26 protein-coding genes and 1 pseudogene are annotated in these 26,075 nt (G+C 68.5%); 17 read left to right on the top strand and 10 right to left on the bottom strand.

Going from position 1 to position 26,075, the window contains the following annotated elements; all coding sequences use genetic code 11:
• The 4 genes and pseudogenes from ASF80_RS19320 to ASF80_RS09610 form a co-directional block, all read left to right on the top strand.
• A pseudogene (locus ASF80_RS19320) lies at positions 1 to 179 on the top strand (ABC transporter ATP-binding protein); the annotation flags it as partial.
• On the top strand, positions 176 to 1,264 hold the full coding sequence (locus tag ASF80_RS09620; protein ID WP_056310220.1) for an ABC transporter permease: 1,089 nt from the start codon (positions 176 to 178) through the stop codon (positions 1,262 to 1,264). The pseudogene ASF80_RS19320 and the gene ASF80_RS09620, both read left to right, overlap by 4 nt.
• A 1-nt stretch (position 1,265) precedes the next feature.
• Positions 1,266 to 2,390 (top strand): ABC transporter permease, encoded by a 1,125-nt coding sequence (locus ASF80_RS09615; protein WP_235559927.1) that lies wholly within the window; start codon positions 1,266 to 1,268, stop codon positions 2,388 to 2,390.
• Positions 2,390 to 4,636 (top strand): glycoside hydrolase family 3 N-terminal domain-containing protein, encoded by a 2,247-nt coding sequence (locus tag ASF80_RS09610; RefSeq protein WP_056310218.1) that lies wholly within the window; start codon positions 2,390 to 2,392, stop codon positions 4,634 to 4,636. Before ASF80_RS09615 ends, ASF80_RS09610 begins: the two co-directional genes overlap by 1 nt.
• A 34-nt stretch (positions 4,637 to 4,670) precedes the next feature.
• Here the strand turns inward: ASF80_RS09610 and soxR are convergent, their stop codons facing one another.
• Positions 4,671 to 5,153 (bottom strand): redox-sensitive transcriptional activator SoxR, encoded by a 483-nt coding sequence (gene soxR / locus ASF80_RS09605; protein WP_056310216.1) that lies wholly within the window; start codon positions 5,151 to 5,153, stop codon positions 4,671 to 4,673.
• Positions 5,154 to 5,229: 76 nt separating this feature from the next.
• Here soxR and fdxA point away from each other — a divergent pair, with 76 nt between their 5' ends.
• Genes fdxA through ASF80_RS09590 form a run of 3 tightly spaced genes read left to right on the top strand, consistent with a single transcriptional unit; the run spans position 5,230 to position 6,742 of the window.
• Positions 5,230 to 5,556, top strand: a complete 327-nt coding sequence (gene fdxA, locus ASF80_RS09600) for a ferredoxin (RefSeq protein WP_056310214.1) — start codon at positions 5,230 to 5,232, stop codon at positions 5,554 to 5,556.
• Positions 5,553 to 6,074, top strand: coding sequence for a flavin reductase family protein (locus ASF80_RS09595; protein WP_056310212.1), 522 nt, complete (start codon positions 5,553 to 5,555; stop codon positions 6,072 to 6,074). The genes fdxA and ASF80_RS09595 overlap by 4 nt, the downstream gene beginning before the upstream one ends.
• A gap of 38 nt (positions 6,075 to 6,112) precedes the next feature.
• The gene (locus tag ASF80_RS09590) at positions 6,113 to 6,742 is read left to right on the top strand and encodes a superoxide dismutase (protein WP_056310210.1); all 630 of its coding nucleotides are present in this window, start codon (positions 6,113 to 6,115) and stop codon (positions 6,740 to 6,742) included.
• A gap of 115 nt (positions 6,743 to 6,857) precedes the next feature.
• Here the strand turns inward: ASF80_RS09590 and ASF80_RS09585 are convergent, their stop codons facing one another.
• Positions 6,858 to 7,265, bottom strand: a complete 408-nt coding sequence (locus ASF80_RS09585; RefSeq protein WP_056310209.1) for an arsenate reductase ArsC — start codon at positions 7,263 to 7,265, stop codon at positions 6,858 to 6,860.
• Positions 7,262 to 8,596, bottom strand: coding sequence for an FAD-dependent oxidoreductase (locus tag ASF80_RS09580; RefSeq protein WP_056310207.1), 1,335 nt, complete (start codon positions 8,594 to 8,596; stop codon positions 7,262 to 7,264). The genes ASF80_RS09585 and ASF80_RS09580 overlap by 4 nt, the downstream gene beginning before the upstream one ends.
• A gap of 394 nt (positions 8,597 to 8,990) precedes the next feature.
• Here ASF80_RS09580 and ASF80_RS19110 point away from each other — a divergent pair, with 394 nt between their 5' ends.
• Both ASF80_RS19110 and nhaA read left to right on the top strand, forming a co-directional pair.
• The gene (locus tag ASF80_RS19110; RefSeq protein ID WP_164481742.1) at positions 8,991 to 9,164 is read left to right on the top strand and encodes a hypothetical protein; all 174 of its coding nucleotides are present in this window, start codon (positions 8,991 to 8,993) and stop codon (positions 9,162 to 9,164) included.
• 66 nt (positions 9,165 to 9,230) lie between these two features.
• Positions 9,231 to 10,520 (top strand): Na+/H+ antiporter NhaA, encoded by a 1,290-nt coding sequence (gene nhaA / locus ASF80_RS09570; protein WP_082488255.1) that lies wholly within the window; start codon positions 9,231 to 9,233, stop codon positions 10,518 to 10,520.
• 21 nt (positions 10,521 to 10,541) lie between these two features.
• Here the strand turns inward: nhaA and ASF80_RS09565 are convergent, their stop codons facing one another.
• Positions 10,542 to 11,549 (bottom strand): LacI family DNA-binding transcriptional regulator, encoded by a 1,008-nt coding sequence (locus tag ASF80_RS09565; RefSeq protein WP_056310203.1) that lies wholly within the window; start codon positions 11,547 to 11,549, stop codon positions 10,542 to 10,544.
• Between the two features lie 90 nt (positions 11,550 to 11,639).
• Positions 11,640 to 13,301, bottom strand: a complete 1,662-nt coding sequence (locus tag ASF80_RS09560) for an alpha-amylase family glycosyl hydrolase (RefSeq protein WP_056310201.1) — start codon at positions 13,299 to 13,301, stop codon at positions 11,640 to 11,642.
• A gap of 138 nt (positions 13,302 to 13,439) precedes the next feature.
• Here ASF80_RS09560 and ASF80_RS09555 point away from each other — a divergent pair, with 138 nt between their 5' ends.
• Positions 13,440 to 13,868 (top strand): DUF1761 domain-containing protein, encoded by a 429-nt coding sequence (locus ASF80_RS09555; RefSeq protein WP_056310200.1) that lies wholly within the window; start codon positions 13,440 to 13,442, stop codon positions 13,866 to 13,868.
• 48 nt (positions 13,869 to 13,916) lie between these two features.
• Here ASF80_RS09555 and ASF80_RS09550 read toward each other — a convergent pair whose 3' ends face one another.
• A complete protein-coding gene (locus ASF80_RS09550) occupies positions 13,917 to 14,381 on the bottom strand; it encodes a VOC family protein (protein WP_056310198.1) in 465 nt (154 codons plus the stop codon).
• 173 nt (positions 14,382 to 14,554) lie between these two features.
• Between ASF80_RS09550 and ASF80_RS09545 the strand changes: the two genes are divergently transcribed.
• Complete coding sequence (locus ASF80_RS09545) at positions 14,555 to 15,817, top strand: hypothetical protein (RefSeq protein ID WP_056310195.1); 1,263 nt, start codon at positions 14,555 to 14,557, stop codon at positions 15,815 to 15,817.
• A 677-nt stretch (positions 15,818 to 16,494) separates the two neighbouring features.
• On the opposite strand, the gene purQ is transcribed toward ASF80_RS09545, so the two are convergent.
• The 3 genes from purQ to ASF80_RS09530 form a co-directional block, all read right to left on the bottom strand.
• Complete coding sequence (gene purQ / locus ASF80_RS09540) at positions 16,495 to 17,202, bottom strand: phosphoribosylformylglycinamidine synthase subunit PurQ (RefSeq protein WP_056310193.1); 708 nt, start codon at positions 17,200 to 17,202, stop codon at positions 16,495 to 16,497.
• Entirely contained in the window at positions 17,199 to 17,447 is a 249-nt protein-coding gene (purS, locus tag ASF80_RS09535; RefSeq protein ID WP_056310191.1) for a phosphoribosylformylglycinamidine synthase subunit PurS, read from the bottom strand. The genes purQ and purS overlap by 4 nt, the downstream gene beginning before the upstream one ends.
• 80 nt (positions 17,448 to 17,527) lie before the next feature.
• Positions 17,528 to 18,058 (bottom strand): adenine phosphoribosyltransferase, encoded by a 531-nt coding sequence (locus ASF80_RS09530; protein ID WP_056310188.1) that lies wholly within the window; start codon positions 18,056 to 18,058, stop codon positions 17,528 to 17,530.
• A gap of 257 nt (positions 18,059 to 18,315) precedes the next feature.
• On the opposite strand from ASF80_RS09530, the gene ASF80_RS09525 reads away from it, so the two are divergent.
• The 5 genes from ASF80_RS09525 (at position 18,316) to ASF80_RS09505 (ending at position 24,232) form a co-directional block, all read left to right on the top strand.
• On the top strand, positions 18,316 to 19,626 hold the full coding sequence (locus ASF80_RS09525; protein ID WP_056310186.1) for an ABC transporter substrate-binding protein: 1,311 nt from the start codon (positions 18,316 to 18,318) through the stop codon (positions 19,624 to 19,626).
• A gap of 109 nt (positions 19,627 to 19,735) precedes the next feature.
• Positions 19,736 to 20,857: a carbohydrate ABC transporter permease gene (locus tag ASF80_RS09520; RefSeq protein WP_056310184.1), complete on the top strand. Its 1,122-nt coding sequence runs from the start codon at positions 19,736 to 19,738 to the stop codon at positions 20,855 to 20,857.
• Positions 20,854 to 21,744, top strand: coding sequence for a carbohydrate ABC transporter permease (locus tag ASF80_RS09515; protein WP_056310182.1), 891 nt, complete (start codon positions 20,854 to 20,856; stop codon positions 21,742 to 21,744). Before ASF80_RS09520 ends, ASF80_RS09515 begins: the two co-directional genes overlap by 4 nt.
• Before the next feature lie 5 nt (positions 21,745 to 21,749).
• Positions 21,750 to 23,180, top strand: a complete 1,431-nt coding sequence (locus ASF80_RS09510; protein WP_200934760.1) for a GH1 family beta-glucosidase — start codon at positions 21,750 to 21,752, stop codon at positions 23,178 to 23,180.
• Positions 23,181 to 23,236: 56 nt separating this feature from the next.
• Positions 23,237 to 24,232, top strand: a complete 996-nt coding sequence (locus ASF80_RS09505) for a LacI family DNA-binding transcriptional regulator (RefSeq protein WP_056310178.1) — start codon at positions 23,237 to 23,239, stop codon at positions 24,230 to 24,232.
• Positions 24,233 to 24,329: 97 nt separating this feature from the next.
• Here the strand turns inward: ASF80_RS09505 and ASF80_RS09500 are convergent, their stop codons facing one another.
• Positions 24,330 to 25,133, bottom strand: a complete 804-nt coding sequence (locus ASF80_RS09500; protein ID WP_056310176.1) for a DUF1266 domain-containing protein — start codon at positions 25,131 to 25,133, stop codon at positions 24,330 to 24,332.
• A gap of 118 nt (positions 25,134 to 25,251) precedes the next feature.
• Here ASF80_RS09500 and ASF80_RS09495 point away from each other — a divergent pair, with 118 nt between their 5' ends.
• Positions 25,252 to 25,917 (top strand): TetR/AcrR family transcriptional regulator, encoded by a 666-nt coding sequence (locus tag ASF80_RS09495; RefSeq protein ID WP_082488254.1) that lies wholly within the window; start codon positions 25,252 to 25,254, stop codon positions 25,915 to 25,917.
• Positions 25,918 to 26,075 lie beyond the last annotated feature (158 nt).

Here is a 26,075-nt window from a genome sequence, read left to right as displayed (position 1 = left end):
CCGCCCGCCACTTCAGCGACAAGATCATGGTGCTCAACCAGGGTCGGGTCGTCGAGTACGGCGATGCCGACGACGTCATCCTCACCCCTCAGGACCCCTACACGCGCGAACTGCGGGCGGCCTCTCCCGACCCCGACAAGCACTTCGCGACAGCCGGCTCGCACGGAGGTGCACAGTGACCACCGCATCCCCCGATCTGGGTCAGATCGATCAGGAGAGCCGCGACGCGCTCGAGGTCGGCACCACCGCGACCACTGCGCAGAAGGGCCGCACGCTCGTGCCGTGGCGGTTCTTCGCCGGGCGGGCGGGCTTCTACTTGTTCACCCTGTGGGCCGCCATCACGATCAACTTCTTCCTGCCGCGGTTCATGAAGGGCGACGCAGTCAGCTCGTACCTCGCCCGCAACCGCAACATCAGCCCGGAGGCGGCCGACTCGCTGCGGATCCTGCTCGGCATCGACACCGACAAGTCGATGTGGCAGCAGTACATCGACTACTGGGCGATGCTGTTCCGCGGCGACCTCGGCATCTCGACGTTGCACGGCCTGCGACCGGTGTCCGAGGTGCTGGCATCCGCCCTCCCGTGGACGCTCGGTCTCGTCGGCCTCGCGACGATCATCTCGTTCATGCTCGGCACGGTCGGCGGCGCGATCGTCGGCTGGAAGCGCGGCAGCAGGCTCGACGCGCTCATCCCGATCACGACGTTCTTCAACACCATCCCGTACTTCTGGCTCGGGCTCATCGCGATCGCGATCTTCTCGTCGACCCTGAAGTGGTTCCCGTCGTCGCACGCCTACGACAAGGGGCAATCGCCCGAGTGGAGCTTCGACTTCATCGGTCAGGTGATCGTGCACGGCACCCTGCCGGCGGTCACCATCATCATCGCGTCGCTCGGCGGCTGGATGCTGGGCATGCGCAACATGATGCTCACGGTGCTCGACGAGGACTACATCACGGTCGCGCAGGCCAAGGGCATGCCGAACAGGCGAGTGCTCTGGGCGTACGCCGCCCGCAACGCCGTGCTGCCGCAGATCCAGAGCTTCGCGCTGTCGATCGGCTTCATCGTCGGCGGCACGATCGTCATGGAGATGGTCTTCAGCTACCCGGGCGTCGGCAAGCTGCTGCTCGACGCCACCAACGCGAAGGACTTCGCCCTGATGCAGGGGGTGTTCCTGGTGATCACGCTGTCGGTGCTGGTCGCCAACATCCTGGCGGACATCGTCTACGCGTACCTCGACCCGCGCACGCGCCAGACGGAGGCCTGACATGAGCGTTCCCACCTCGACCGACACCACCGCACCCGACGGCAGCGCCATCCCCACCGGGATGCCGGAGACCGCGACGTTCCGCACCGCCGACGGCGACCAGCCGACCCGCAAGACCTTCTGGTCGCAGCTGGTGCAGGCGTTCGCGATGTTCCGCAACCCGAAGTCGATCGCCGGCCTGATCATCCTCGGGGTGTTCGTGCTGATCGCGATCTTCGCGCCGCTGCTCGCACCCTACGGGGCGACGCAGAAGGACCGCACGGCGCTCCGCCAGCCGCCGTCCTTCGACCACTGGCTCGGCACCACGCACATGGGGGAAGACGTGCTGAGCCAGCTCATCTTCGGCACCCGCGGCGTCGTCGTGGTCGGCTTCCTCTCGGCGATCATCGCGACGATCATCGCGATCACGATCGGCGTCATCGCCGGCTACGTCCGCGGGTGGAAGAGCGAGTCGCTGTCGGCGCTCACGAACGTGTTCCTCGTGATCCCCGGCATCCCGCTGATCATCATCGTGGCCTCGCAGTTCGAGAACCCGCCGCTCATCGTGATCGCCGCCGTGCTGGGGCTGACGGGCTGGGCGTGGGGTGCGCGCGTGCTGCGGGCGCAGACCATGTCGCTGCGCAACCGCGACTTCATCCAGGCCGCCCGCGCCAACGGCGAACCGCTGCACCGCATCATCACGGTCGAGATGCTGCCGAACCTCATGGCGCTGATCGCGTCGAGCTTCGTCGGCACCGTCACGGCGGCGATCCTCGGTCTCACGACCCTCGCCTTCATCGGCGTGATCCCGGTGAGCAACCTCAACTGGGGAACGATCCTGTTCTGGGCGCAGCAGAACGGCGCGTTCCCGCGGCTGTGGTGGTGGTACGTGCCCGCAGGTCTCTGCATCGCGATCATCGGCGTCGCCCTGTCGCTCATCAACTTCGGCATCGACGAGTACGTGAACCCGAGGCTGCGGTCGGCGGGTGAGCGCGCCCGAGCGATGAAGAAGAAGGGTCTCAACGTGAACGACCCGGTGACGGCGGTGCGCAGCATGCCGACGACCGACTCGGGTACCGTGCAGAGCGCGGCGACAGCGACGACGACCCATACGAAGACCGATACGAAGACACAGAACGCCGAGTGATGACCTCTCAGACCCTGACCGAATCCCTGCCGTACCTCGACCCCGAACTGCCGATCGCGGCACGCGTCGCCGACCTCCTCGATCGCATGACGGTCGAAGAGAAGATCGGGCAGATGCTGCAGCTCGACGCCCGCGACGACCTCGACGATCACGTGCTCGGCAAGCACGTCGGTTCGATCCTGCACACCTCGCCCGAGCGCATCATCCGCGCGAACGAGTTGACCTCCCAGACCCGGCTGCGCATCCCGCTGCTGGTCGGCGAGGACTGCATCCACGGCCACTCCTTCTGGCCCGGTGCGACCATCTATCCGACCCAGCTCGGCATGGCCGCGACCTGGGATGCCGAGCTCGTCGAGAAGGTGGCCAGGGCCACCGCTGTCGAGGTCGCGGCCACCGGTATCCACTGGACCTTCTCGCCGGTGCTGTGCATCGCGCGCGACCTGCGCTGGGGCCGCATCGACGAGACGTTCGGCGAAGACCCGTTCCTGATCGGCGAACTCGCCTCGGCGATGGTGCGCGGCTACCAGGGCGAGGGCCTCGACGACCCGACCGCCATCCTCGCCACGGCCAAGCACTTCGCCGGGTACTCCGAGACGCAGGGCGGGCGTGACGCGAGCGAGGCCGACATCTCGCGGCGCAAGCTGCGCAGCTGGTTCCTGCCGCCGTTCGAGCGCGTGGCCCGCGAGGGATGCCGCACGTTCATGCTCGGCTACCAGACCACCGACGGCGTGCCGATCACGGTCAACGACTGGCTGCTCAGCGACGTGCTGCGCGGTGAGTGGGGTTACACCGGCACGCTCATCACCGACTGGGACAACGTCGGACGCATGGTGTGGGAGCAGCACGTGCAGCCCGACTACGCGCATGCCTCGGCCGCCGCGGTGACCGCCGGCAACGACATGGTCATGAACACCCCCGGCTTCTTCGCCGGTGCACTCGAGGCGGTGTCGAACGGACTGCTCACCGAGGATGCCTTCGATGAGGCCGTCGCGCGCATCCTGACCCTGAAGTTCGAGCTCGGACTGTTCGAGAACCCGCGGCTGCCGCAGGACGAACTGGATGCCGTGGTCGGCAGCGCCGAGCACGCGCAACTCAACCTCGAGACGGCTCGCCGATCGATCGTGCTGCTCGAGAACGACGGTGTGCTGCCGCTCGACGCCGCGGCGCCCCTGCAGGTCGCGGTGGTGGGTCCGCTCGCCGACGACGCCCAGACGCAGCTCGGCGACTGGGCGGGGGGCTCCGGTCAGGCCGGCTGGCTCGACGGACAGCCGCGCGAGATGATCACGACCGTGCTCGACGGCCTCGCGGGCGTCGACGGATGGTCGGTCACGCACGCCCGCGGCGCCGAGATCCTCACGCTCGAGGACGACCCTCGCGGCGCGAAGTTCCCCGACGGGCAGCCTCGGCCCTCCGTGGTCGTGCCGGCGCCCGCCGACGACGTGCTCATCGCGGACGCGGTGGCGGCTGCTGCGGCCTCCGACGTCGTCGTCGCCGTGGTCGGAGACCGCATCGAGCTCGTCGGCGAAGGGCGCTCCACCGCGACGCTCGAGCTGATCGGCGGACAGAACGCCCTGCTCGACGCGCTGATCGCGACGGGCAAGCCCGTGGTGATCGTGCTGCTCGCCTCCAAGCCGCTCGTGCTTCCGGCATCCGCCTCGCAGGCCGCCGCCGTCATCTGGGCGGCGAACCCCGGCATGCAGGGCGGCCGGGCGCTCGCCGAGATCATCTCGGGTGCCGTCGAGCCGTCAGGGCGCCTGCCGATCTCTTTCGCCCGCCACGTCGGCCAGCAGCCGACCTACTACAACCAAATCCGCGGACAGCACGGCGACCGCTACGCCGACCTCACCCAGTCTCCGGCGTGGGCTTTCGGCGAGGGGCTGTCGTACTCGACCGTCGCATACGGCGACCTGTCGCTCGCGTCCGATCGGCTCGGCCACGACGACACCATCGTCGCCGAGGTGACGGTCACGAACACGGGCTCGCGGCCCGCACGCGAGACCGTGCAGGTCTATGTGCGCGACTCCGTGACGAGTGTCAGCTGGGCGGACAAGGAGCTCAAGACCTATCGCCAGGTCGACGTCGCACCCGGGGAGTCCGTGCGCGTGCGCCTCGACCTGCCCGTCGCCGACTGCTCGATCGTGGATGCCGCCGGCATCCGCCTCGTGGAGTCGGGTGCATTCGAGCTGCTCGTGGGCTCGAGCTCGCGTGACGACGCGCTGCTGAGCGCCGCCTTCACGGTTTCCTGAACCGACCTCTGAATCGTCGTCGTGACGAGGGCGCTCAGGCGTCCTCGTCACGCAGACGCTGGGGTCCTGCGCCCTGGCTGCCGAGAGCGTCGTCGGGGTTGAGCAGGCCGCATGCCTTCATCGACAGGCACCCGCAGCCTATGCATCCGGTGAGTTCGCGCTCGAGACGTTCGATCCCCTCGCGGCGTTTCTCGAGCTCGCGCTTCCAGCGTCTCGACGCGCGCTGCCAGTCCGCGTGGCTCGGAGTCTGGGTCAGGGGCACGTCGGCGAACGCGTGCTGCACGTCGGAGAGGGGGATGCCGAGGCGCTTCGCGACGGTGATGAGCGAGACCCGCCGCAGCATGTGACGCGCGTAACGGCGCTGATTTCCGGCGGTGCGTGTCGAGGCGATGAGTCCGAGGCTCTCGTAGAAATGCAGCGCCGAGGGCGCGACGCCGGTGCGCCTGCTCATCTCACCGATCGTCAGCGGTTCGTCGGGGCCGTGGACGGCCCGATCGGAATCTGTCTCTGCGGTCATCCCGACCTCCTCGATTTGACCTCAAGCGTACTTGAGGTCTTACGGTTGCACATGTGACCGCGACAGGAAGTGACCGATGACCTATGTGATCGCGCTGCCCTGCGTCGATGTCAAGGACCGTGCGTGCATCGACGAATGCCCGGTTGACTGCATCTATGAGGGCGAGCGCTCGCTGTACATCCACCCGGACGAATGCGTCGACTGCGGCGCGTGCGAGCCCGTCTGTCCCGTCGAGGCGATCTACTACGAAGATGACCTGCCCGACGAGTGGCAGGACTACTACAAGGCCAACGTCGAGTTCTTCGACGAGATGGGATCCCCCGGTGGTGCCGCCAAACTCGGCATCATCGAGCGCGATCATCCGATCATCACCGCCCTTCCGCCCCAGGAGGCACCCGAATGAGCAGTCAGTCCCACCCCGCAGCACCGGTCCCCTCCGAGGTCGGTGAAGGGCTCAAAGCCGCGTTCCGGGCGCATCCGGCCGGAGTCGCGATCATCACCGCGATGACCCCCGCCGGCCCCGTGGGCCTTACCGCGTCGAGCGTCGCATCCGTCGCCGTCGACCCCGCGGCGATCGTGTTCTCGGTGACCAGGGCGACCGGCAGCGCGGGTTCGATCCTCAACGCCGAGTCGTTCGTCGTGCACCTGATCGACGACGAGCACTCGGCTCTGGCGCAGAGCTTCGCGGTGAGCGGCGCCGACCGCTTCACCCCCGAGCAGGGGTGGAGCACCCTTCCGACCGGAGAGCCGTACCTCGCCGAGGCGCGCGCCGCGATGCGCGGTCACACGATGTCGACGGTCGCGGTCGGCTCATCGACCGTCGTGGTCGCCGAGATCGACGAGGTGCTGCTCGGGCGGCCGGGTCGACCGCTCGTCTACCTCGACCGTCGATTCCACACGCTGCCGCACGACCAGAACTGAACGCACCCAGAACTGAAGTCCGAACGAAAGGAACACGCATGACCTCTCTGTACACCCTCCCCGAGCTGCCGTACGACTACTCGGCACTCGCCCCGCACATCTCGGGCACCATCATGGAGCTGCACCACTCGAAGCATCACCAGGCCTACGTGACCGGTGCCAACACGGCACTCGAGCAGCTGGCTGCGGCCCGCGACTCGGGCGACTTCGCCGCGGTGAACAAGCTCGAGAAGGACCTCGCCTTCAACCTCGGCGGACACATCAACCACTCGGTGTTCTGGGAGAACCTGTCGCCCGACGGCGGCGGAAACCCCGAAGGCGAGCTCGAGGCTGCGCTGACCGACGCGTTCGGTTCGATCGACGCCTTCCGCGCGCACTTCACCGCGACCGCGCTCGGCGTGCAGGGCTCGGGCTGGGCCGTGCTCGCCTGGGACAGCGTCGGCGCACGTCCGGTCATCTTCCAGCTGTTCGACCAGCAGGGCAACGCGCCGCTCGGCGTGACGCCGCTGCTGCAGCTCGACGTCTGGGAGCACGCGTACTACCTGGACTACCTCAACGTGCGCGCCGACTACGTCAAGGCGTTCTGGGAGCTCGTCAACTGGTCTGACGTGCAGCGCCGGTTCCAGGCTGTGCAGCAGAAGACCGCAGGCCTCATCGTCGCCCGCTGACCTGCGCGCCTCTTCGGGAGGAGATCTCGTCTTCGGGAGGAGGATGCCACGGCATCCGTCCTCCTGGGGCGCAGTTCTCCTCCCGAAGCGCGGCAGATGAGTACCGCGGGCCGCGTCAGGCGAGCAGTTCGCCCGCAAGAGCCTCGATGCGGCGGCGGATGTCGTCACGGATCGGCCGCACGGCGTCGATGCCCTGACCGGCCGGGTCGTCGAGCGCCCAGTCCTCGTAGCGCTTGCCGGGGAAGAACGGGCAGGCGTCACCGCATCCCATCGTGATCACGACGTCGGAGGCCTGCACGGCCTCGGTCGTCAGCACCTTGGGCGCCTCGGCGGTGATGTCGATGCCGAGCTCGCCCATCGCCGCGACGGCTACGGGGTTGATCTGGTCGGCGGGCATGGAGCCGGCCGAGCGCACCTCGATGCGGTCTCCCGCGAACTCCCGCAGGAACCCGGCTGCCATCTGCGAGCGTCCGGCGTTGTGCACGCACACGAAGAGGACGGAGGGGATGCTGGTGGTCGTCATGATGTCTCCAGGGTAAGCGAGCGGGCGGGGCCGGGGGCGATCGAGGGCGTCCTGCCGATCTGCAGTGTGGCGGGTGTCGAGCAGCAGCTTCCCGCGTTGTCATCGAAGTCGCCAGAGCCTCCGCACACTCCGGTCTCGGGCAGAGCGAGCTCATTGCGGGCGGCGCTCTCGTGGTCGCCGGCCAGGTGGGCCGCGACGCTGCGCACCTGCTCGTATCCGGTGAGGGCGAGGAAGGTCGGTGCTCGCCCGTACGACTTCGCACCGACGATGAAGAACCCGGGTTCGGGCTGAGCGAGCTGCCTCGCCCCTGTCGCCGCGACCGAACCGCAGGAGTGGATGTTGGGGTCGATCTCGCCGGCTATGCCCGCGACCGCTTCGAGGGCCGGATCGAGGTCGATTCTGAGCTCTCGCAGAATCCCGGTGTCGGGTCGGAACCCCGTGAGGGCGACCACGCGCCCGACATCGGTCACCGCGCGTCCGTCCTCCGCGACGATCGTCGCTCCCTCATCGGTTCGACGGAACTCGGCGACCCGGAACCCTGTCACGAGATCCACGACTCCGTCGTCGATCACCTTGCGTGCTCGGGAGCCGAGTGCGGCGCGCTCGGGAAGCTCGTCTCCGCTGCCGCCGCCGAAGACCTTCGCGGCGCTCCCTCGGCGCAGCAACCAGGTGATGCGCGTCCCCGGTGACCGGCGGGCCAGCTCGCTCAGGCGCAGCACGGCGTGCGTGGCGGAGTGCCCTGCCCCGACGACGACGACGTGCGAACCTGCGAGATCCGAGACGTCAGCCGGGATGCGGTACGTGATCAGATCGGATGCCGCCCGCTCGCCGCCCGCGGGGAAGCCGTCCGCCCCGGCCGGATTGGGAAGACCCCAGGTGCCGCTCGCGTCGATGACCGCGCGGGCGAGGAGCCGGGATTCGTTGCCGTCGGCATCGACCGTGTGCACGACGAACGGCTGGCTCTTGCGTCCTGCGTCGACGACCTTGTCGCGCCCCTGCCGCGCGACCCCCGTGACGGTCATCGCGTAGCGGATCCGCTCGCCCAGGGCCTCGGCGAGTGGAGCCAGATAGTCGCTCACCCACTCCGCCCCGGTCGGGTATCCCGAGGTGGGCGCGCTCCATCCGGTCGGCTCCAGCAGGCGGCGGGCGGCGGCGTCCGTGAGCTCGGGCCACGCGGAGAAGAGACGCACGTGCGCCCATTCCGAGACGGCGGATGCAGGACCGTGACCGCGCTCGACGACGACGACGTTCTCGCCGCGTTCGACGAGGTGCGCCGCGGCGGCCAGCCCCTGCGGGCCCGCTCCGATGACGGCGACAGGAAGCTCGGACATCACATCTCCTCAGATTGAAGAACATCGATACGAGGAGCATCTCCCACGTATCGAAGATTGTCAATACGTGAGAGGATGAGGGCATGACGCTTCCGGTGACCATCGCAGACTCCGCCTGCTGCGCGCCGCGCACGGCATCCGCTCTGCCGGTCGCCGAGGCAGAGCGCATCGCTCGTCTGTTCAAGGCGCTCGGCGACCCGACTCGGATCCGCCTGCTCTCGCTGATCTCGTCGGCCCAAGGCGGCGAGGCCNTGCTCACGGATGCCGGTCTGGTCACGCGTGAGCAGCGCGGGAAATGGGCGTACTTCGCGCTGGCCGACGGTGCTCTCGATGCCGCAGGGGAGGCGCTGCGCGACGTCTGAATTCCTCAGGCGCTGCCGGATAGGGTGGTCGTATGGCCCTCCTCTCGATCGCCGGTTCGGCGCGTGCTCCGCATGAGCTGCGCTCGGCGACGCCGATGAAGGAATGGATGCGCGTCGTGATGCACCCGGGCACCAACGGTTGGACCAGTGTGTGGGGCACTCTCTCGCACGGCGAGATCGCGGGCTGCCCGCCGCCACGCGACTAGACCACGCCTCACTCGGGGCGGTGGTCTCCTGCGCCATCCACTCCTTCTTCCGCGTGAGGTCTTGCCGTGTCCACTTCTCCTACCCGTCCCCGCCTGCGCCTGGCTCCGCACGAGCTGTGGCGGGGCATCCGCTCCAACGCCCGCAGTGATGTCCTCGGCGGATCGCTCCTGCTCGCCGCCACCGTCGCGGCCCTGATCCTCGCCAACACCCCCGCGGTGTCGTGGTACGAGTCCGTGCGCGACTTCACCTTCGGCATTCCCGAGCTGCACCTCGACCTGAGCGTCGGAGCCTGGGCGGCCGACGGACTGCTGGCGATCTTCTTCTTCGTCGTCGGCCTCGAGCTGAAAGAGGAGTTCGTCACCGGCCGCCTGCGCGATCCGCGTCAGGCGGCGCTGCCGATCGCGGCGGCTGTCGGCGGCGTCATCGTGCCCGCCGTCATCTTCGCGCTGATCAACATGGGCGACGGCGACGCGCTGCGCGGCTGGGCGATTCCGACGGCGACGGACATCGCCTTCGCCGTCGCCGTGATCGCCGTCGTCGGCAAGTTCCTCCCTCCCGCCCTCCGCGTCTTCCTGCTGACGCTGGCGATCATCGATGATCTGATCGCCATCACCATCATCGCGACGTTCTACACCGATTCGATCAGCTTTCCGTGGCTCGCTCTCGCGCTGTTGCCACTCGCCGGGTTCGCGTTCCTCGTGCAGAAGGGCGTGCGTGCCTGGTGGATTCTGCTGCCCCTCGCGATCGCCGTCTGGGTCTGCATTCACGCGGCAGGCATCCATGCGACCGTCGCCGGGGTGCTGCTCGGGTTCGTCGTTCCGGTCGTGCCTACCGAGCGTGCCCGGGTGCCACGAGGAGAGGATGCCGGGGGCGAGCCGCTGTACGACGGCCTCGCTCCGCACTTCGCCGACCGGTGGGGTGTCGTCGCGACGCTGTTCGCCGTTCCGGTCTTCGCGTTCTTCGCCGCAGGCGTGACGATCGGCGGGCTCGAGGGGCTCGGCTCGGCACTCACCGACCCGATCGCGATCGGCATCATCGTCGGCCTCGTCCTGGGCAAGCCGATCGGGATCCTCGCGACCACGTTCCTGTTGAGCCGAGTGCCGGCCCTTCGACTCGACGAGACCCTGCGGTGGCCCGACCTCACGGGCATGGCCTTCGTCGCGGGGATCGGGTTCACCGTCTCCCTGCTCGTCGGTGAGCTCGCCTACGGGTCGAGTTCCGTCGCCGACGAGCACGTCAAGATCGGCGTGCTCCTCGGCTCGCTCATCGCGGCGGTGATCGGTGGGGCGTTGCTCGCGCGGCGCAGTTCTCTTGCCCGTCGATCGCAACTCAGCTCGCGGGGCCGAGGGGTGTGACCGGCGCGGGTCGGGCTCGGGTCACACCAGTCGCGCGGTCGTGCCTCTGACGTTCAGCTCGTACGGGAGTGCCGCGGGGATGCCGGCAGCGTCGCCCTCGGCGAGCTTGGCGAGCACCGCATCGGCCGCTCGCTCGCCCTGCCCGAGGGGGAACTGGTCGACGGTCGTGAGGCGGAAGAACTCGCCGAGCTCGTGGCCGTCGATGCCGACGATCGAGAGGTCTTCCGGCACCGCGAAGCCGAGGTCGCGCGCCGCGAGCAGGGCGCCGATCGCCATCTCGTCCGACGCCGCGAAGACGGCGGTCGGGCGAGGGCCGGGGCGACCGAGCAGCTGCTTCGCCGCGCGGTATCCGCCCTCGACCGTGAAGTCGGCGGGTTCGAGGAAGGCGGGATTCAGCGGGATGCCCGCCTTCGCCAGCGCCTTCTCGAAGCCCAGCCGACGGTTGGTGGGGATGTGGAAGTCGATGTCGAACTCGGGGTTCGCGCCGATATGCGCGATGTCGTGGTGCCCGAGGCTGATCAGGTGCTCGGTCGCGAGCTGGGCGACCGCGACGTCGTCGACCGTGAGGGTGTCGAGCTTCGGGTTCGGACCGCCGATCGCGATCACCGGCAGACCGAGGTCGAGCAGGTACTGGGTCTCGTCGTCGTCGAGCTCGATCGACACCGCGATCACCGCATCCACCCGCTGGCGGCGCAGGAACGTGTCGAACACGTGTCGGCGCACATCCTTGTCGGCGGTGATGTTGTAGAGCGTGATGTCGTAGCCCTCGCGCATCAGCGCGGCCGAGACGCCCGAGAGCACGGTGCTGAAGAACCAGCGGTCGAGAAAGGGCACGACCACGCCGATGTTGCGGGTGCGGCCCGATGCCAGGCTCGAGGCTCGAGAGGACACCACGTAGCCGAGCGCCGATGCTGCCTCCTGCACGCGCAGGCGCGCAGACTCCGAGACATGGCCTCGGCCACTCAGGGCGCGCGAGACCGTGGCCGTCGAGACCCCGGCGAGCCGGGCGACCTCATCGATGCTCGCCATGGGTTTCCTCTCTGAGGCGTTCCGGTCGCAGTTCGTGCCGTCGGGCGGTGCCGTGGGCGGCGCGAACTGCGACCGGAACGTGATGCGACGTTACGCCTTGGTGTACCAGACGGCCGTGTCGACGGGAACTGCGCCACCGTCGAACGGCTGGCTCTGCAGGATCACGAACGCGTCGGTCGGCAGCGGCAGCGGCTCGGTACCGAGGTTCGCGAGCACGTGCACGTCGCCGCGGCGGAATGCCACGGCGTCCGCTCCGGCGTCCTCCCAGACGAGCGATCCGCTGCCGAAGCCATACTCACGGCGTCCGGCGAGCAGGCGCTTGTACAGCGCGAGAGTGGACGCGGGGTCGACCTCTTCGACGTCGCGCGAGTACGTGGCCCAGTCGGCCGGCTGCGGCAGCCACGAGGCGCCGGTCTCGTTGAACCCGAAGGCCGTGGCGTCCGCCTCCCACGGCAGCGGCACGCGGCATCCGTCTCGTCCGTAGCGCTCGCCGTTCGTGCGGAACCAGGTCGGATCCTGACGGAACGCGTCGGGGATCTCCATCGCCTCGGGAAGACCCAGTTCCTCGCCCTGGTACAGGTACGCCGAACCCGGCAGCGCGAGCATCACGGTCGTCGCGGCGCGGGCGCGGGCGAGGCCGATCGCGGTGTCGGGCTTGTGCGGGGTGTTCGGGCCGATGCCCTCGCCCTGCGGGTTGTCGTCGGTGAGCGCCAGGCGCGAGGCGTGGCGCACCACGTCGTGGTTCGACAGCACCCACGTGCTGGGGGCGCCGACGGCACCGAACGCGTCGAGCGACTCGCGGATGACGTCGCCGAGCGCCTTCGCGTCCCACTCCGTCATCAGGTACGGGAAGTTGAAGGTCTGGTGCATCTCGTCGGGGCGCACCCACAGAGCGGTCTGCTTCAGCGTCGGCATCCAGGCCTCACCGCACAGAGCGCGGTCGCCGTCGTACTCGGCGAGCACCTTGTGCCAGTCGCGGTAGATGTCGTGCACGCCGTCCTGGCCCCAGTACGGGACGTCGGCTTCGCCGCCACCCATCGAGTCGGCGTCGGCCGGCGGGGTGTAGTCGGGAAGGCCCTCGGCCTTGATCATGCCGTGCGCCACGTCGACGCGGAAGCCGTCGACGCCGCGGTCGAGCCAGAAGCGCAGGATCGAGCGGAACTCCTCACGGACCTCTTCGTTGTTCCAGTCGAAGTCGGGCTGCGTGGGGTCGAAGATGTGCAGGTACCACTGGCCCGGCGTGCCGTCGGCCTCGGTCACGCGCTCCCACATGCCGCCGCCGAACACCGACTCCCAGTTGTTCGGGGGCAGCTCGCCGTTCTTGCCCTTGCCGTCGCGGAAGATGTAGCGCGCGCGCTCGGGGCTGCCGGGCGCGGCCTTCAGTGCCTCCTGGAACCAGGCGTGCTGAGCCGACGAGTGGTTCGGGACCAGGTCGACGACCACGCGGATGCCACGGGCATGCGCCTCGTTCAGCATGGTGTCGAAATCGTCGAGCGTGCCGAACAGCGGGTCGACGTCGCGGTAGTCGGCGACGTCGTAGCCGGCGTCGCGCTGCGGGCTCGTCATGAACGGGCTCAGCCAGATCGCGTCGACGCCGAGCTCCTTCAGCGAGTCGAGCCGGCTGGTGATGCCGGGCAGGTCGCCGATGCCGTCGCCCGAGGCGTCGGCGAACGAACGGGGGTAGATCTGGTAGATGACCGCGCTGCGCCACCACTCGGAACCGGGGGCTGCGATCTGCTCAAGCTGTGCCATGGCAACAGATTAGTGCAAACGCTTACATGATTGCCAGAGGTGGGTTCGAATCGATTCGGTAGCGCGATATTCCACGCCGCTCCCCGGTGGCTTGCAGTCCGGGAGTATGCTTCGGGCATCCGATGACTGGAGGCTGTCATGGTTCCCGAGATCAACTACTGGGCGGTCCTCATCGCCACGGCGTCGAGCATGATCGTCGGCTCGGTCTGGTACGCGCCGAAGGTGTTCGGCACGCGCTGGTCGAAGCTGGCGAACGTCGACATGGACCGGCCGGGTTCGAGCGCGACGATGGCGATCATCACGACCGTGATCGTGAGCTTCATCACGTCATGGGTGCTGGCCGGAGCATCCGCCATCGCCTGGCACTTCTACGACGGGTCGTTCTTCTGGGCGGCGGTGGTCACCGGTGTGCTGCTGTGGGCGGGCTTCACCGCCGCGCGCTTCATCACCCACGACGCGTTCGAGGGGCGCCCGACGGGGCTGACGGTCATGAACATCGCGCACGAGCTCGTCACGATCGTGATCATGGCTGTGCTCATCGGCGTCTGGCCGCCGGCGCTCGGCTGATTCGACGCGTTCTTCGCCGGGTTCTTCGCCGGCGATCGGCTGCGTCGGCTAGCTGTCGCCGGTCGGCTGATCCTCCGGGTTCTTCGTCAGGTCCTGCGCGAGCATGACCAGGATGCCGCTGGGGCCGCGCAGGTAGGTGAGCTTGTAGACGCCCTGATAGTTCGCGACGCCCCGGAGCGGGTGGCACCCGTGCCGGGCGGCGATGGCGAGCGACTCGTCGATGTCGTCGACCGAGAACGCGACGCGGTGCATCCCGATCTCGTTCGGCAGTGTCGGCTCGGTCTCGATCGCATCGGGGTGGATGTACTCGAACAGCTCGAGCTGACCGTGACCGTCAGGCGTCTGCAGGACGGCGATCTTCGCGTGGTTGCCGTCGAGCCCGACGGCGGTGTCGGCCCATTCGCCGCTGACCTCGTCTCGACCGAGTACGGTCAGGCCGAGGTCGGTGAAGAAGGCGATGGTCGCTTCGAGGTCGCGCACGGCGATGCCGACGTTCTCCAGTGTGATGGGCATGGCTCGGATGCTACTCGCCGGCTGAGACGTCGGCAGCGACGTCGGCAGGGGCCGAAAGACTAGACCTTCGCCACTTCCGCCGAGACTTCCTGGTATGCCAGCATTTTGCACGTGACCTCCTGGTCGCCTGCGGGGCCCGCATTCGGACCGCTGTTCGGACCGAGGGGGTCATCATGTCGGGTTCATCGCGCCGTTCGGCTCCGTGGATGATCGCCGCCGCACTCGTCGCGGTCGCGCTGGTCGCGGGAGCGACGACCGCAGCCTCCGGCGACTCGATTCCCGATGACCCGGCCGAGGGCGCAGCCCCCGATCCCACGCTGTCGGTCGCGCTGGCATACGAGTTCCTCGACGCCCGCGTCGACCAGTTCTGCGACGGAGAGGGCCACTGCCTTCCTCGCAGTTACGAGGGTGGATTCTTCACCGACCTGCCGACCTGGGATTTCACCCCCTCGTTCGTCTACGACGACGCCCTCGTCGTGATCGCCTACACGGCACGCGGACTGCCCGACGACATCCGCCGTGCTCAGGCGATCGGCGACACCCTGCTCTTCGTGCAGGAGAACGACCCGATCGGCGACGGGCGCACTCGCGCCTCCTACGAGCCGCACGGCATCCGACAGGGACGGGTCGAGATCACCGGCCCCGGCACCTTCACCGGCAACCAGGCGTGGGTGGGCATGGCCCTCACCCGGCTCTTCCACGCGACCGGCGAGCAGAAGTACCTCGACGGCGCGGTGCGGATCGCGCAGTGGATCCAGACGAACACGGCAGACATGGTGCGGGCGCCCTACGGCTACACGGGCGGTCAGCTCGAAGACGGCACCTCGCTCCTGTGGAAGTCCACCGAGCACAACAGCGACATCGCCGGATTCTTCACCCAGCTCGCCGAGGTCTCAGGCGATCAGGTGTGGGCCGACCGCGCGGCGGTCGCGACGGACTTCGTGGCGGCGATGCAGAGTGCCGACGGGCACGTCGACACCGGAACTCTGCTCGACGGGAGCACGGTGAACACCCACCCCGTGCCGCTCGACTCGCAGACGTGGACCTCGCTCTCGACCGGCGATGACCGCTACGACACAGCACTGGACTGGACCCTCGCGAACCTCATCGCCACCGACGGCCAGTATCAGGGGCCGTCGATCAGCGACACCGATGTCTCCAAGGTGTGGTTCGAGGGCAGTGGGCACCTGGCGCTCGCGCTCAAGCTGCGGGATGGTGCGGGCGACGCGGATCGTGCGGAGGCGCTGCTCGACAGCATCCGTCTCGGACAGCGCGATGCGGCGAACGGCGACGGCAAGGGCATCGTCGCGACCTCGACCGACGGCCTCGACTCCGGCTTCGGCGACCTCTACTACGCCAGCCTCCACACGGGTGCCACGGCCTGGTACCTGCTCGCCGCCGCCGGCGACAATCCGTTCACCCTCCCGGTCGACTGATCGGCGAGGATGCGCCGACGCTCCGTCCCCTCCGAACTCGCACACTCGGTGTGATGCGGGGTCACTTCCGCATGTCGGCATCGTGCGGGGCCACTTCGGCATCCGATTCGGACGATCGGGATGCGGAAGTGGCCCCGGCTGCGCGGGGGTGCGGAAGTGGCCCCGACTGCGCGGGGGTGCGGCGTCGACCGGGCTCGGTGTGATGCGGGGTCAGAAGCGCATGTCGGCACCGTGCGGGGTCACTTCGGCATCCGATTCGGACGATCGGGGTGCGGAAGTGACCCCGGCTGCGCGGGGGTGCGGAAGTGGCCCCGGCTGTGCGGGGGGTGCGGCGTCGACCGGGCTCGGGCACGCGGGGTCAGAAGCGCATTTCGGCAGCGTGCGGGGTCGCCTCGGCATCCGATTCGGACGATCGGGGTGCGGAAGTGACCCCGGCTGCGCGCGGATGCGGAAGTGGCCCCGGCGGCGTGCGGATGTGGAACTGGCCCCGGCTGCATGCGCGGGCTGGTGCGGGGTCAACTCGGCATCCGATTCGGACGGTTCGGATGCGGAACTGGCCCCGGCTGCGTGCGGATGCGGAAGTGGCCCCGGCCGCGGCGCGAATGCGTCGCCGACCGGGGGCGGTCGCGACGGAAGGGACCGACCTCGCCTGTCGGCCGAAGCCGCGCGTCCGGTGCTTACGCGGCGACGCGGGCGACTGCGGCGATCGCGCTCGTGAAGAAGTCGAGTCCGTCGATGCCCGACCGCATGGCGGCCGACGTGTCGGGTCCGAAGCCCGCCTCGGTGGCGTGCTCGGGGTGCGGCATGAGCCCCACGACGTTGCCCGCCTCGTTGGTGAGCCCCGCGATGTCGCGCAGCGAGCCGTTCGGGTTCACGCCGGCGTAGCGGAACGCCACGAGACCTTCGCCCTCGAGACGGTCGAGCGTCTCTTCGTCGGCGATGTATCCGCCGTCGGCGTTCTTGAGCGGGATCGTGATCTCCTGGCCCGTGCGGAACCTGTTGGTCCACGCCGTGTCGGAGTTCTCGACGACGAGCTTCTGGTCGCGGCGCACGAAGTGCTGGTGGTCGTTGCGGATCAGGCCGCCGGGCAGCAGGTGCGCCTCGACGAGCATCTGGAAGCCGTTGCAGATGCCGAGGATCGGCATGCCCTTGGCTGCTGCGTCCTTGACCTCGGCCATGATCGGCGAGAGCGCGGCGATCGCGCCGGCGCGCAGGTAGTCGCCGTAGCTGAATCCGCCGGGAAGGACGAGGGCGTCGACGCCTTCGAGGTCATGCGAACCGTGCCAGAGGGCGACGGGTTCGGCGCCGGCGATGCGGACGGCGCGCTGCGCGTCGCGATCGTCGAGCGAGCCGGGGAAGGTGATGACCCCGATGCGCGTGGTCACTCGGCGACCTCGATGCCCACGACGTCTTCGATCACGGAGTTCGAGAGCACCTCGTCGGCGAGGCGGCGGGCCTCGGCGAGGATCTCGTCGGTGACCTCGCCCTCGACGGTGAGCTCGAAGCGCTTGCCGATGCGGACATCGGAGAAGCCCTCGACGCCCAGGCGGTTGAACGCACCGGAGACGGCCTTCCCCTGCGGGTCGAGCAGTTCGGGCTTGGGCATGACGTCGACGACGATGGTGGGCATGAACGGCTCCGGAAGTCGCGGGCGGACGGGCGTGTTCAGTCTACCGGCTCGCGACTCGCTCGATTCCCGGGCCTCGCGCCTCAGGCGTGGAAGACGGTGTGCAGGTCGCCGATGGCGTCGCGGCCGCCCAGTCCGTCGATCTCGAACAGCACCGAGATGCCCACGACGTGGCTGCCGAGACGCTCGACCAGTTCGCGGCCAGCGGCGAGGGTGCCACCGGTGGCGAGCACGTCGTCGATCAGCAGCACGCGGGAACCGGCGGGAAGGTCGTCGTGCATCTCGATGGTGGCGGTGCCGTACTCGAGGGCGTAGTCGACGGATGCCGCCGGGCGGGGGAGCTTGCCGGCCTTGCGGATCGGGATGAGGCCGACACCTGCCGCGATCGCAGCGGCTCCGGCGAGGATGAATCCTCGGGCCTCGATGCCGGCGACCACGTCGAACTGGCCGGCGAACGGCGCGATGATCGCGTCGGTGGTGGCCTGAAGCGCCTCGGCGTCTGCGAGAAGCGGCGTGATGTCGCGGAAGATGATCCCCGCCTCGGGGTAATCCGGGATGCTGCGGATCAGCGATTCGGCGCGGACGAGAGCGGGGGAGAGTTCGGTGTCTGGCACCGGTCAAGGGTACGCCGCGTTCACAATTCAGCAGAATCAGGCCGGATCCGTTGAAACGAGGCCGAAGGCGTCGCGTCCGGCGCTTTCATGCTGAGTTGCGCACGCCATGGTCAGGCTTGACATTCGTGGGAGCGCTCCCATAGAGTCACTGGACAGTGCGTGGGAGCGCTCCCACGAGATTCCTCACGGGAACACCACGCACCACCCCGAGCACCACCCGCACCACCACTGCACGACCCACCACAAAGGAGTGAACTGTGAACACACGTGCCCGCACCCGGATCCTGGCGGCAGCAGCCGCGGCATCCGTCTCCGCCCTGGCCCTGGCCGGCTGTGCCGCTCCCGGCGCAGACGGCGACGCCGGCAGCAGCGACGAGAAGGTCACGCTGACCGTCACCACGTTCGGAACCTTCGGCTACGAAGACCTCTACAAGGCCTACGAGAAGGAGCACCCGAACGTCACGATCGAGGCGACCAACATCGACACCGGCGGCAACGCCCGCACCGATGCCTTCACGAAGATCGCCGCAGGCTCGGGCCTGAGCGACATCGTCGCGATCGAAGAGGGCTGGCTCGGCGCCATCATGGACGTCTCCGACACGTTCGTCGACCTGCGCGACTACGGCATCGAAGACCGCAAGGCCGACTGGGTCGACTGGAAGTACGGACAGGCGACGGATGCCGAGGGCCGCGTGATCGGCTACGGCACCGACATCGGCCCCAGCGGAATCTGCTACAACGGCGCGGCCTTCGAGGCGGCGGGCCTGCCCAGTGATCGCGAGTCGGTCGCCGAGTTGCTCAACGGCGACTGGGAGAACTACTTCGCCGTCGGCGCCGAGTACACGGCGAAGACCGGCAAAGCCTGGTACGACCACTCCGGCTTCGTCTGGAACGCCATGGTCAACCAGCTCGACGAGGGCTACTACACGACCGACGGCGAGCTGAACGTCGAGGACAACGCCGAGCTCAAGGAGCGCTTCGAGCTGCTCGGAGCAGCCACCGAGGGCGGCCAGTCCGCTGCGCAGACCGCGTGGGACTGGAACGGCGGCAAGTCGTTCGTCGACGGCACCTTCGCCACCTTCGTCTGCCCGGGCTGGATGCTGGGTGTCGTGCAGGGTCAGGTCGAGGCCGGCGGCGGAGACGCCTCCACCGGCTGGGACTTCGCCGACGTGTTCCCGGGCGGTGCAGCCAACTGGGGCGGCGCGTTCCTCTCGATCCCCGAGAGCTCCGAGCACAAGGAGGCCGCAGCCGAGCTGGCCGACTGGCTGACGCAGCCCGAGCAGCAGGTCAAGCAGTCCGAGGCCGCGGGCAACTTCCCCTCGACCATCACGGCTCAGGAGACCCTGTCGTCGGAGGCCACGCCCAACGCGTTCTTCAACGACGCACCGACCGGTGCGATCCTCGCCGAGCGTGCGAAGGGCGTCGTGGCGCAGTTCAAGGGCGCCGATGACTCGGTCATCCAGGAGAACGTCTTCGGCCCGGCTCTCAGCGGCCTCGACCGCGGAGACACCGACACCCAGGGCGCCTGGGATGCAGCGATCAAGCTCCTGAACGAGCTGGTCGACTGACCCAGTCGCATCCCTTCCGGTCGCAGTCCGTGCCGCATCGCCTTCACTGGGGCGGCACGAACTGCGACCGGAACACCAAGGACGCACGGACCAGGACCAAGGAAGAGTCATGACCCTCACCCACGAGCGCTCGGAGACGACGAACCCGTCGTCCAAGAACGCCAAGGGCGCCACGAGCGCCAAGACGGATGCCGCCGGCCGGCGTCCCCGGCGGCACCGCCTCTCGCGGTTCGACCAGAACGCCTCGCCGTACTTCTACATCTCGCCGTTCTTCCTGCTGTTCGGACTGGTCGGTCTCTTCCCGCTGATCTACACGGTGTGGGTGGCCGTGCACGAGTGGGACCTGCTCAAGGGGCAGGGCGAGTTCGTCGGAGCGGGCAACTTCATCGAGATCCTCGGCGATGCGATGTTCTGGAACTCGATCTTCAACACGCTCAGCATCTTCCTGCTGTCGGCGATCCCCCAGCTGGCCGTCGCCCTCGTGATCGCGTACCTGCTCGACCGCGGCCTCCGCGCTCCGACGTTCTGGCGCATGAGCATCCTCATCCCGTTCGTCGTCACGCCCGTGGCCGTCGCCATCATCTTCTCGAGCATCTTCAACGAGGCCGACGGTCTGGCCAACAACCTGCTGAACCTGATCGGCATCGCCGACCAGGAGTGGAAGCACAACACGGCTCTCTCGCACCTCGCGATCGCCATCATGGTGAACTTCCGCTGGACGGGCTACAACGCGCTCATCCTGCTCGCCGCGATGCAGGCGGTGCCGCGCGATCTCTACGAGTCGGCCGCGCTCGACGGTGCAGGAGCCGCCCGCCGCTTCTTCTCGATCACGATCCCCACGATCCGTCCGACGCTGATCTTCGTGATCATCACCGCGACGATCGGCGGTCTGCAGATCTTCGCCGAGCCGCGCCTGTTCGACGTCTCGACGGCCGGCGGCATCGGCGGCAGCGACCGGCAGTTCCAGACGACGGTGCTGTTCCTGTGGGAGCTCGCCTTCTTCCGCCGAGACCTCGGCGAGGCATCCGCCGTCGCGATCCTGCTGTTCCTGCTCATCGTCGGCATCGGCATCATCAACTTCCTCGTGTCGAGACGGATCTCGACCGGGGATGCTCCCAAGAACCGCGCCGCCCGACGGCGCGCACGCACCGCGGGTGCCGCTGCCGCCACCGCTGTCACGGCCGCCGCCACCACGACGATCGCCACCACGACCGAGGAGAACGCGCGATGACCGCCACCCAGGCACTCAGCGTCCCCGAGAAGATCCGCAGGCGCCGCGGAGCCGTCGGCGGAAACGCCGGAATCGGCAGCCGCCCCGGATTCCTCACCTACGGGCTCCTCGCCGCGTTCATCATCGGCAGCGTCTACCCGCTGTGGTGGTCCGTGGTCGTGGCGAGCGGCACCAATGCGACCCGCGGGGAGACCCTGCCGCTGATCCCCGGCGGCAACTTCTTCGCCAACGCCGCCAAGGTCTTCGACGCGATCCCCTTCTGGCTCGCTCTCGGCAACTCGTTCCTGATCTCGGCGATCATCACGCTGTCGGTCGTGACGTTCTCGACGCTCGCGGGCTACGCGTTCGCGAAGCTGCGCTTCAAGGGTCGCGACGGTCTGATGATCTTCGTGATCGCGACCATGGCGATCCCGACGCAGCTCGGCATCATCCCGTTGTTCATGCTGATGCGCGAGCTCGGCTGGACCGGCTCGATCGGTGCGGTCATCGTGCCCACCCTCGTCACGGCGTTCGGCGTCTTCTTCATGCGGCAGTATCTCGTCGACGTGATCCCCGACGAGCTGATCGAGGCCGCCCGCATGGACGGAGCGAACCAGTTCCGCACGTTCCTCACCGTGGGTATCCCGGCCGCCCGACCCGCCATGGCGATCCTCGGACTCTTCACCTTCATGACGGCCTGGACCGACTACCTCTGGCCGCTGATCGTGCTCTCGCCGCAGAACCCGACCCTGCAGACGGCGCTCAGCCAGCTGCAGTCGGGCTACTACATCGACTACTCGATCGTGCTCGCCGGAGCGGTGCTCGCGACCCTCCCTCTGCTCGTCCTGTTCGTTGTCGCAGGACGCCAGCTCGTCAGTGGCATCATGGCGGGCGCGGTGAAAGGATGACCCCTATGACCCGAGCCTTCCCCGAGAACTTCCTGTTCGGCGCCGCGACCGCGGCGTACCAGATCGAAGGGGCGGCTTTCGAAGACGGGCGCACCGCATCGATCTGGGATGCCTTCAGCACGGTGCCCGGTGCAGTGATCGGCGGCGACAACGGCGAGGTGGCGTGCGACCACTATCACCGCTACCCGCAGGACGTCGCTCTGATGAAGGAGCTGGGGCTGCAGACCTACCGATTCTCGACCTCCTGGTCGCGGGTGCGTCCTGACGGCGGTGCGGTCAACGCGAAGGGCGTCGACTTCTACGAGCGCCTCGTCGACGAGCTCCTCGCGAACGACATCCTTCCCTGGCTGACGCTGTACCACTGGGACATGCCGCAGGCGCTGCAGGAGACCGGCGGCTGGACCAACCGCGACACGGTCGGGCGCTTCCTCGAATACGCGGGGACGATGCACGATGCGCTGGGCGACCGGGTCAACGTCTGGACCACGCTGAACGAGCCGTGGTGCTCGTCGTTCCTCTCCTACACCGGTGGCGAGCACGCGCCGGGCCACACGAGCGTGGCCGAGGGGCTGCTGTCGGCGCATCACCTGCTGCTCGCGCACGGCGAGACGGTCCGCGAGCTGCGTGGACGCGACGCGAGCCTGAACCTCGGCATCACCCTGAACCACACCGTCGCCGACCCGGCCGATCCCGCGAACCCGGCCGATGTCGATGCTGCCCGCCGCGTCGACGGCCAGTTCAACCGCTGGTTCCTCGACCCGATCTACCGCGGCGTGTACCCGGATGACATCATCAGGGACATCAGGGCGGTGGATGCCGACGCGGTGGCGCGCTTCACGGATGCCGTTCACGACGGCGACCTCGATGCGATCTCGCAGCGCATCGACACGCAGGGCGTCAACTACTATCACGGCGACTTCCTCTCGGGCACGGCTCCCGAGGTCGCACCCGTCAGCGGTGGACCCGCGACGGATCGCGTCGGCCGCAGCCCCTACCCCTCGAGCGACGGGATCCATTCCGTCGAGCGCGGTCTGCCGCGCACCGCGCAGAACTGGGAGGTGCAGCCCGAGGGGCTGACCCGACTGCTGCAGCGGGTGTGGACGGAGTACGCCGAGCCCGCGGGAACCGTGCTGTACATGACCGAGAACGGCGCCGCCTACGACGACGTCGCGGTCGTGGAAGACGGCGAGACCCGCGTGCACGACGACGATCGCACCGAGTTCCTGCGTCTGCACCTCGGCGCGGTGCTCGATGCGGCCGAGGCCGGAGTCGACGTCCGCGGCTACTTCTACTGGTCGATGTTCGACAACTTCGAGTGGGCCTGGGGGTACGACAAGCGCTTCGGTATCGTGCGCGTCGATTACGACACCCAGGAGCGGAGTCTGAAGGACTCCGGTCGGGAGTACGCTCGCATCATCGCCGCTCGCGCTCTCTGACGCCGGGCGGCGGCACCAGGGAGCATCCGGCCTCACCGCCGGACGGAGGGAGAGTCGTGTCACTACGAGCGACCATCGAAGAGGTGGCATCGGCCGCCGGAGTCTCGCGATCGACCGTGTCGCGCGTCGTGAACGGGTCGACGGCCGTGAGCCCCGAGGCCCTCCTCGCCGTGCAGCGGGCCATCGAGGAACTCAGCTACGTGCCCAACCGTGCGGCCCGGTCGCTCGCCTCGAAGCAGACGCACGCGATCGCGCTGATCGTGCCCGAGGACACCACCCGCTTCTTCGGCGACCCGTTCTTCGCGGCGATCGTCGCGGGCATCACGGGCGCGCTCCGCGGCTCCGACTACCTGCTCAACCTGCTCATCGCGAGCGACGACCCCGGCGACAAGATGACGAGCTTCGTGCGCAACGGCGGTGTCGACGGCGCGCTGATCGTGTCGCACCACACGAGCGACGCGTTCATCGAGCGGGTCGCCGACGCGGTGCCGGTCGTCTGGGGTGGCCGACCGGTGCGGCTTCGCGAGGGCGACTACGTGGTCGACGTCGACAACGTCGCCGGCGCCCGCACAGCGACCCAGCATCTGATCGAGACCGGACGCACCCGCATCGCGACGATCTCCGGCCCCGTCACGATGGTCTCCTCCGTCGATCGTGTGCAGGGCTTCCGCGGGGCGCTCGCCGACGCCGGCCTCTCGCCCTTCGCCGAAGAGGCGGGGGACTACAGCGAAGCCAGCGGAGCGGATGCTGCGCGCCGCATCCTCGCAGCCGGACGCCCCGACGCGATCTTCGTGGCGAGCGACCTGATGGCGCGGGGGGCGCTGACGGCGTTGCGCGCCGCCGGCATCCGCGTTCCCGAAGACGTCGCGCTGGTCGGATTCGACGACTCGTCGGTGGCGCTGAGCACCGACCCGGAGCTCACGACCATGCGGCAGCCGATGTACGCGCAGGGTGAGGCGATGGCCGGCGTCCTGCTGTCGCGGCTCGCCGGGCGCGACCCCGAGCACGTCACGATCCTGCCGACCGAGCTCGTGGTGCGCGCCTCGTCGTAGCCGCGCGTGAGCCGGTCGCCGGCGGCGGCGGGATGCCCGAACACGGATGCGAACCAGACGCCCCTCCAGGTTGGTCCGCATCCGTGGGTCTGTGTGGTCAGCCGATCGGGTGGCGTGACCGGAGTTCGACTGTCGCGGGCCACGGGAGCAGCGCCCAGGGGCCGTGCCGTTTCGCCGTGGCGGCCGCCTTGAAATCGCTCCACCCGTCGCCGTACTTCGCGAACGAGTCCTCGTCGAGGCTGCCGTCGCTCCAGTGCATGATGCGTCCGGCGAGGTAGCTGAGTCCGAAGTCCGCCCACGAGACGAAGCACGGCCTGGCCGCGACGTTGATGCGGTGGATGATCGTGCGGGCCTCGGCCACGTCCGCGTACCCGAGCGCGACACCCCACGTCGTCATGGCGACGGCCTGGCCCAGGGCATAGGCATCGAGGGTTCTGACGTAGACGTCGGGCGGCACCATGTCCTCACCGACGCGTCGGCGGATCTCTCGCTCGATGTGCTCGATGCCGGCGATGAACGGATGCGCGTCGTGCTCATCCCCGCCGTCTGCGGTGATCGCGTCGAGCCACTCGCGCGTCTTCGGGGCTCGACCGAGCCGGGTGGCGAGGTCGTTGCGCACGGCGAGGTGCGACATCCATGCATGGCGGCGACGGCGGACCGTGCTCAGATGCTCGATCATGCCGAGCCAGTCCTGGCGGGAGTGGATGCCCCACTGAGCGATCAGAGCCTCTTTCTCGTCGTCGCCGAGTTCTGGCGCGGTCGGATCGTTCCAGGGGCCGGACGGCACCGAGCGGATCTGCAGGAAGCCGAGCGCGAGCTCATTCGCCGCGGCATCGGAGGTGGCGTACCGGCTCGACGCCGGAATCTTGGAGACGGGCAGGATCCACGAGAGGGGATGCATCGCACTCCTTCCGTCGCTGCACTTACGACACGCAAAGCTTGAATAGCCGTTCAGTCAGTAATATATAGGTTTCGGATGCATTTTCCGAGTCGTCCAATCCTGGGGAGGTGGACTAGACATGACGCGCAATGACGAGCTGAACCGCATCGCACGGGAGCGCTCCCGCAAGGTCATCCTGGAGGCCGCGATCGAACTGTTCGCGGAGCGTGGTGTCTCGGGGGCGAGCATCGCCGAGATCACACGCCGTGCAGGCGTCGCGCAGGGTTTGGCGAACTACCATTTCGGCGGCAAGGACCAGCTGATCGCGGCTGTGCTGGACAACTGGTTCGATGTGCTCTTCGGGATTCCCCAGGTCGCGGGCCCCGCCGATGTGCGTCTGGCCGGCATCATCGACGGCGCGCTCACAGCCACCGGGTATGCGCTGCCGGTGCAACGAGCCGTGTTCGCGCTGCAGCAGCAGCCGAGCACCCACCGTCTGTACGCCGAGGCGGAAGAACGGCACGCAGATCAAGCGGTCGCTTCCGAGAACACGGTGCGAGAGATCTTCCGGGAGCGAGGCGCGAGCGATCCGCCCCTCGAGGAGATCATGCTGCGCAGCACGCTCGAGGGCATCTTCATGAAGTACGCCGTATATGGCGACACCTACCCGCTCGAAGACGCGCGACGCTGGGTGCACCGGCTCTACGGACTGCCTGAGCCCGAGGCGCCGCTTCCTCTGCAGCTCGCGCCGCGCGACCCGGACGCGCGGACCCGCGCCTCCGGCGCCCTCCGATCCGAGAACTGACCCGGAACGGGATCTGTCTCAGATCCTGTGGTTCATCCGGTTCGCCGCCCTGCCGAACCGCTCAGCCCAGCTGCATCCGGGCGAACGCGCCGAGGACGACGCGCTCCGACTGCACGAGGTAGCGCTCCAACTCATCGGCGCCGGCCTGCGCTCCTCGC

This window comes from Microbacterium sp. Leaf159, assembly GCF_001423615.1.
GTDB lineage: Bacteria > Actinomycetota > Actinomycetes > Actinomycetales > Microbacteriaceae > Microbacterium.
The sequence above is the reverse complement of the archived record's forward strand: the minus strand, read 5'-3'. Positions and strand labels throughout refer to the sequence as shown.

Bases quoted from the DNA above. Each gene is read 5' to 3' on its own strand.
- ASF80_RS09615 (WP_235559927.1), top strand. From the start codon at position 1,266: ATGAGCGTTCCCACCTCGACCGACACCACCGCACCCGACGGCAGCGCC.
- ASF80_RS09610 (WP_056310218.1), top strand. From the start codon at position 2,390: ATGACCTCTCAGACCCTGACCGAATCCCTGCCGTACCTCGACCCCGAA.
- soxR (WP_056310216.1), bottom strand. From the start codon at position 5,153: ATGACCGCAGAGACAGATTCCGATCGGGCCGTCCACGGCCCCGACGAA.
- fdxA (WP_056310214.1), top strand. From the start codon at position 5,230: ATGACCTATGTGATCGCGCTGCCCTGCGTCGATGTCAAGGACCGTGCG.
- ASF80_RS09595 (WP_056310212.1), top strand. From the start codon at position 5,553: ATGAGCAGTCAGTCCCACCCCGCAGCACCGGTCCCCTCCGAGGTCGGT.
- ASF80_RS09590 (WP_056310210.1), top strand. From the start codon at position 6,113: ATGACCTCTCTGTACACCCTCCCCGAGCTGCCGTACGACTACTCGGCA.
- ASF80_RS09585 (WP_056310209.1), bottom strand. From the start codon at position 7,265: ATGACGACCACCAGCATCCCCTCCGTCCTCTTCGTGTGCGTGCACAAC.
- ASF80_RS09580 (WP_056310207.1), bottom strand. From the start codon at position 8,596: ATGTCCGAGCTTCCTGTCGCCGTCATCGGAGCGGGCCCGCAGGGGCTG.
- ASF80_RS19110 (WP_164481742.1), top strand. From the start codon at position 8,991: ATGGCCCTCCTCTCGATCGCCGGTTCGGCGCGTGCTCCGCATGAGCTG.
- ASF80_RS09565 (WP_056310203.1), bottom strand. From the start codon at position 11,549: ATGGCGAGCATCGATGAGGTCGCCCGGCTCGCCGGGGTCTCGACGGCC.
- ASF80_RS09560 (WP_056310201.1), bottom strand. From the start codon at position 13,301: ATGGCACAGCTTGAGCAGATCGCAGCCCCCGGTTCCGAGTGGTGGCGC.
- ASF80_RS09555 (WP_056310200.1), top strand. From the start codon at position 13,440: ATGGTTCCCGAGATCAACTACTGGGCGGTCCTCATCGCCACGGCGTCG.
- ASF80_RS09550 (WP_056310198.1), bottom strand. From the start codon at position 14,381: ATGCCCATCACACTGGAGAACGTCGGCATCGCCGTGCGCGACCTCGAA.
- ASF80_RS09545 (WP_056310195.1), top strand. From the start codon at position 14,555: ATGTCGGGTTCATCGCGCCGTTCGGCTCCGTGGATGATCGCCGCCGCA.
- purS (WP_056310191.1), bottom strand. From the start codon at position 17,447: ATGCCCACCATCGTCGTCGACGTCATGCCCAAGCCCGAACTGCTCGAC.
- ASF80_RS09520 (WP_056310184.1), top strand. From the start codon at position 19,736: ATGACCCTCACCCACGAGCGCTCGGAGACGACGAACCCGTCGTCCAAG.
- ASF80_RS09515 (WP_056310182.1), top strand. From the start codon at position 20,854: ATGACCGCCACCCAGGCACTCAGCGTCCCCGAGAAGATCCGCAGGCGC.
- ASF80_RS09510 (WP_200934760.1), top strand. From the start codon at position 21,750: ATGACCCGAGCCTTCCCCGAGAACTTCCTGTTCGGCGCCGCGACCGCG.
- ASF80_RS09500 (WP_056310176.1), bottom strand. From the start codon at position 25,133: ATGCATCCCCTCTCGTGGATCCTGCCCGTCTCCAAGATTCCGGCGTCG.
- ASF80_RS09495 (WP_082488254.1), top strand. From the start codon at position 25,252: ATGACGCGCAATGACGAGCTGAACCGCATCGCACGGGAGCGCTCCCGC.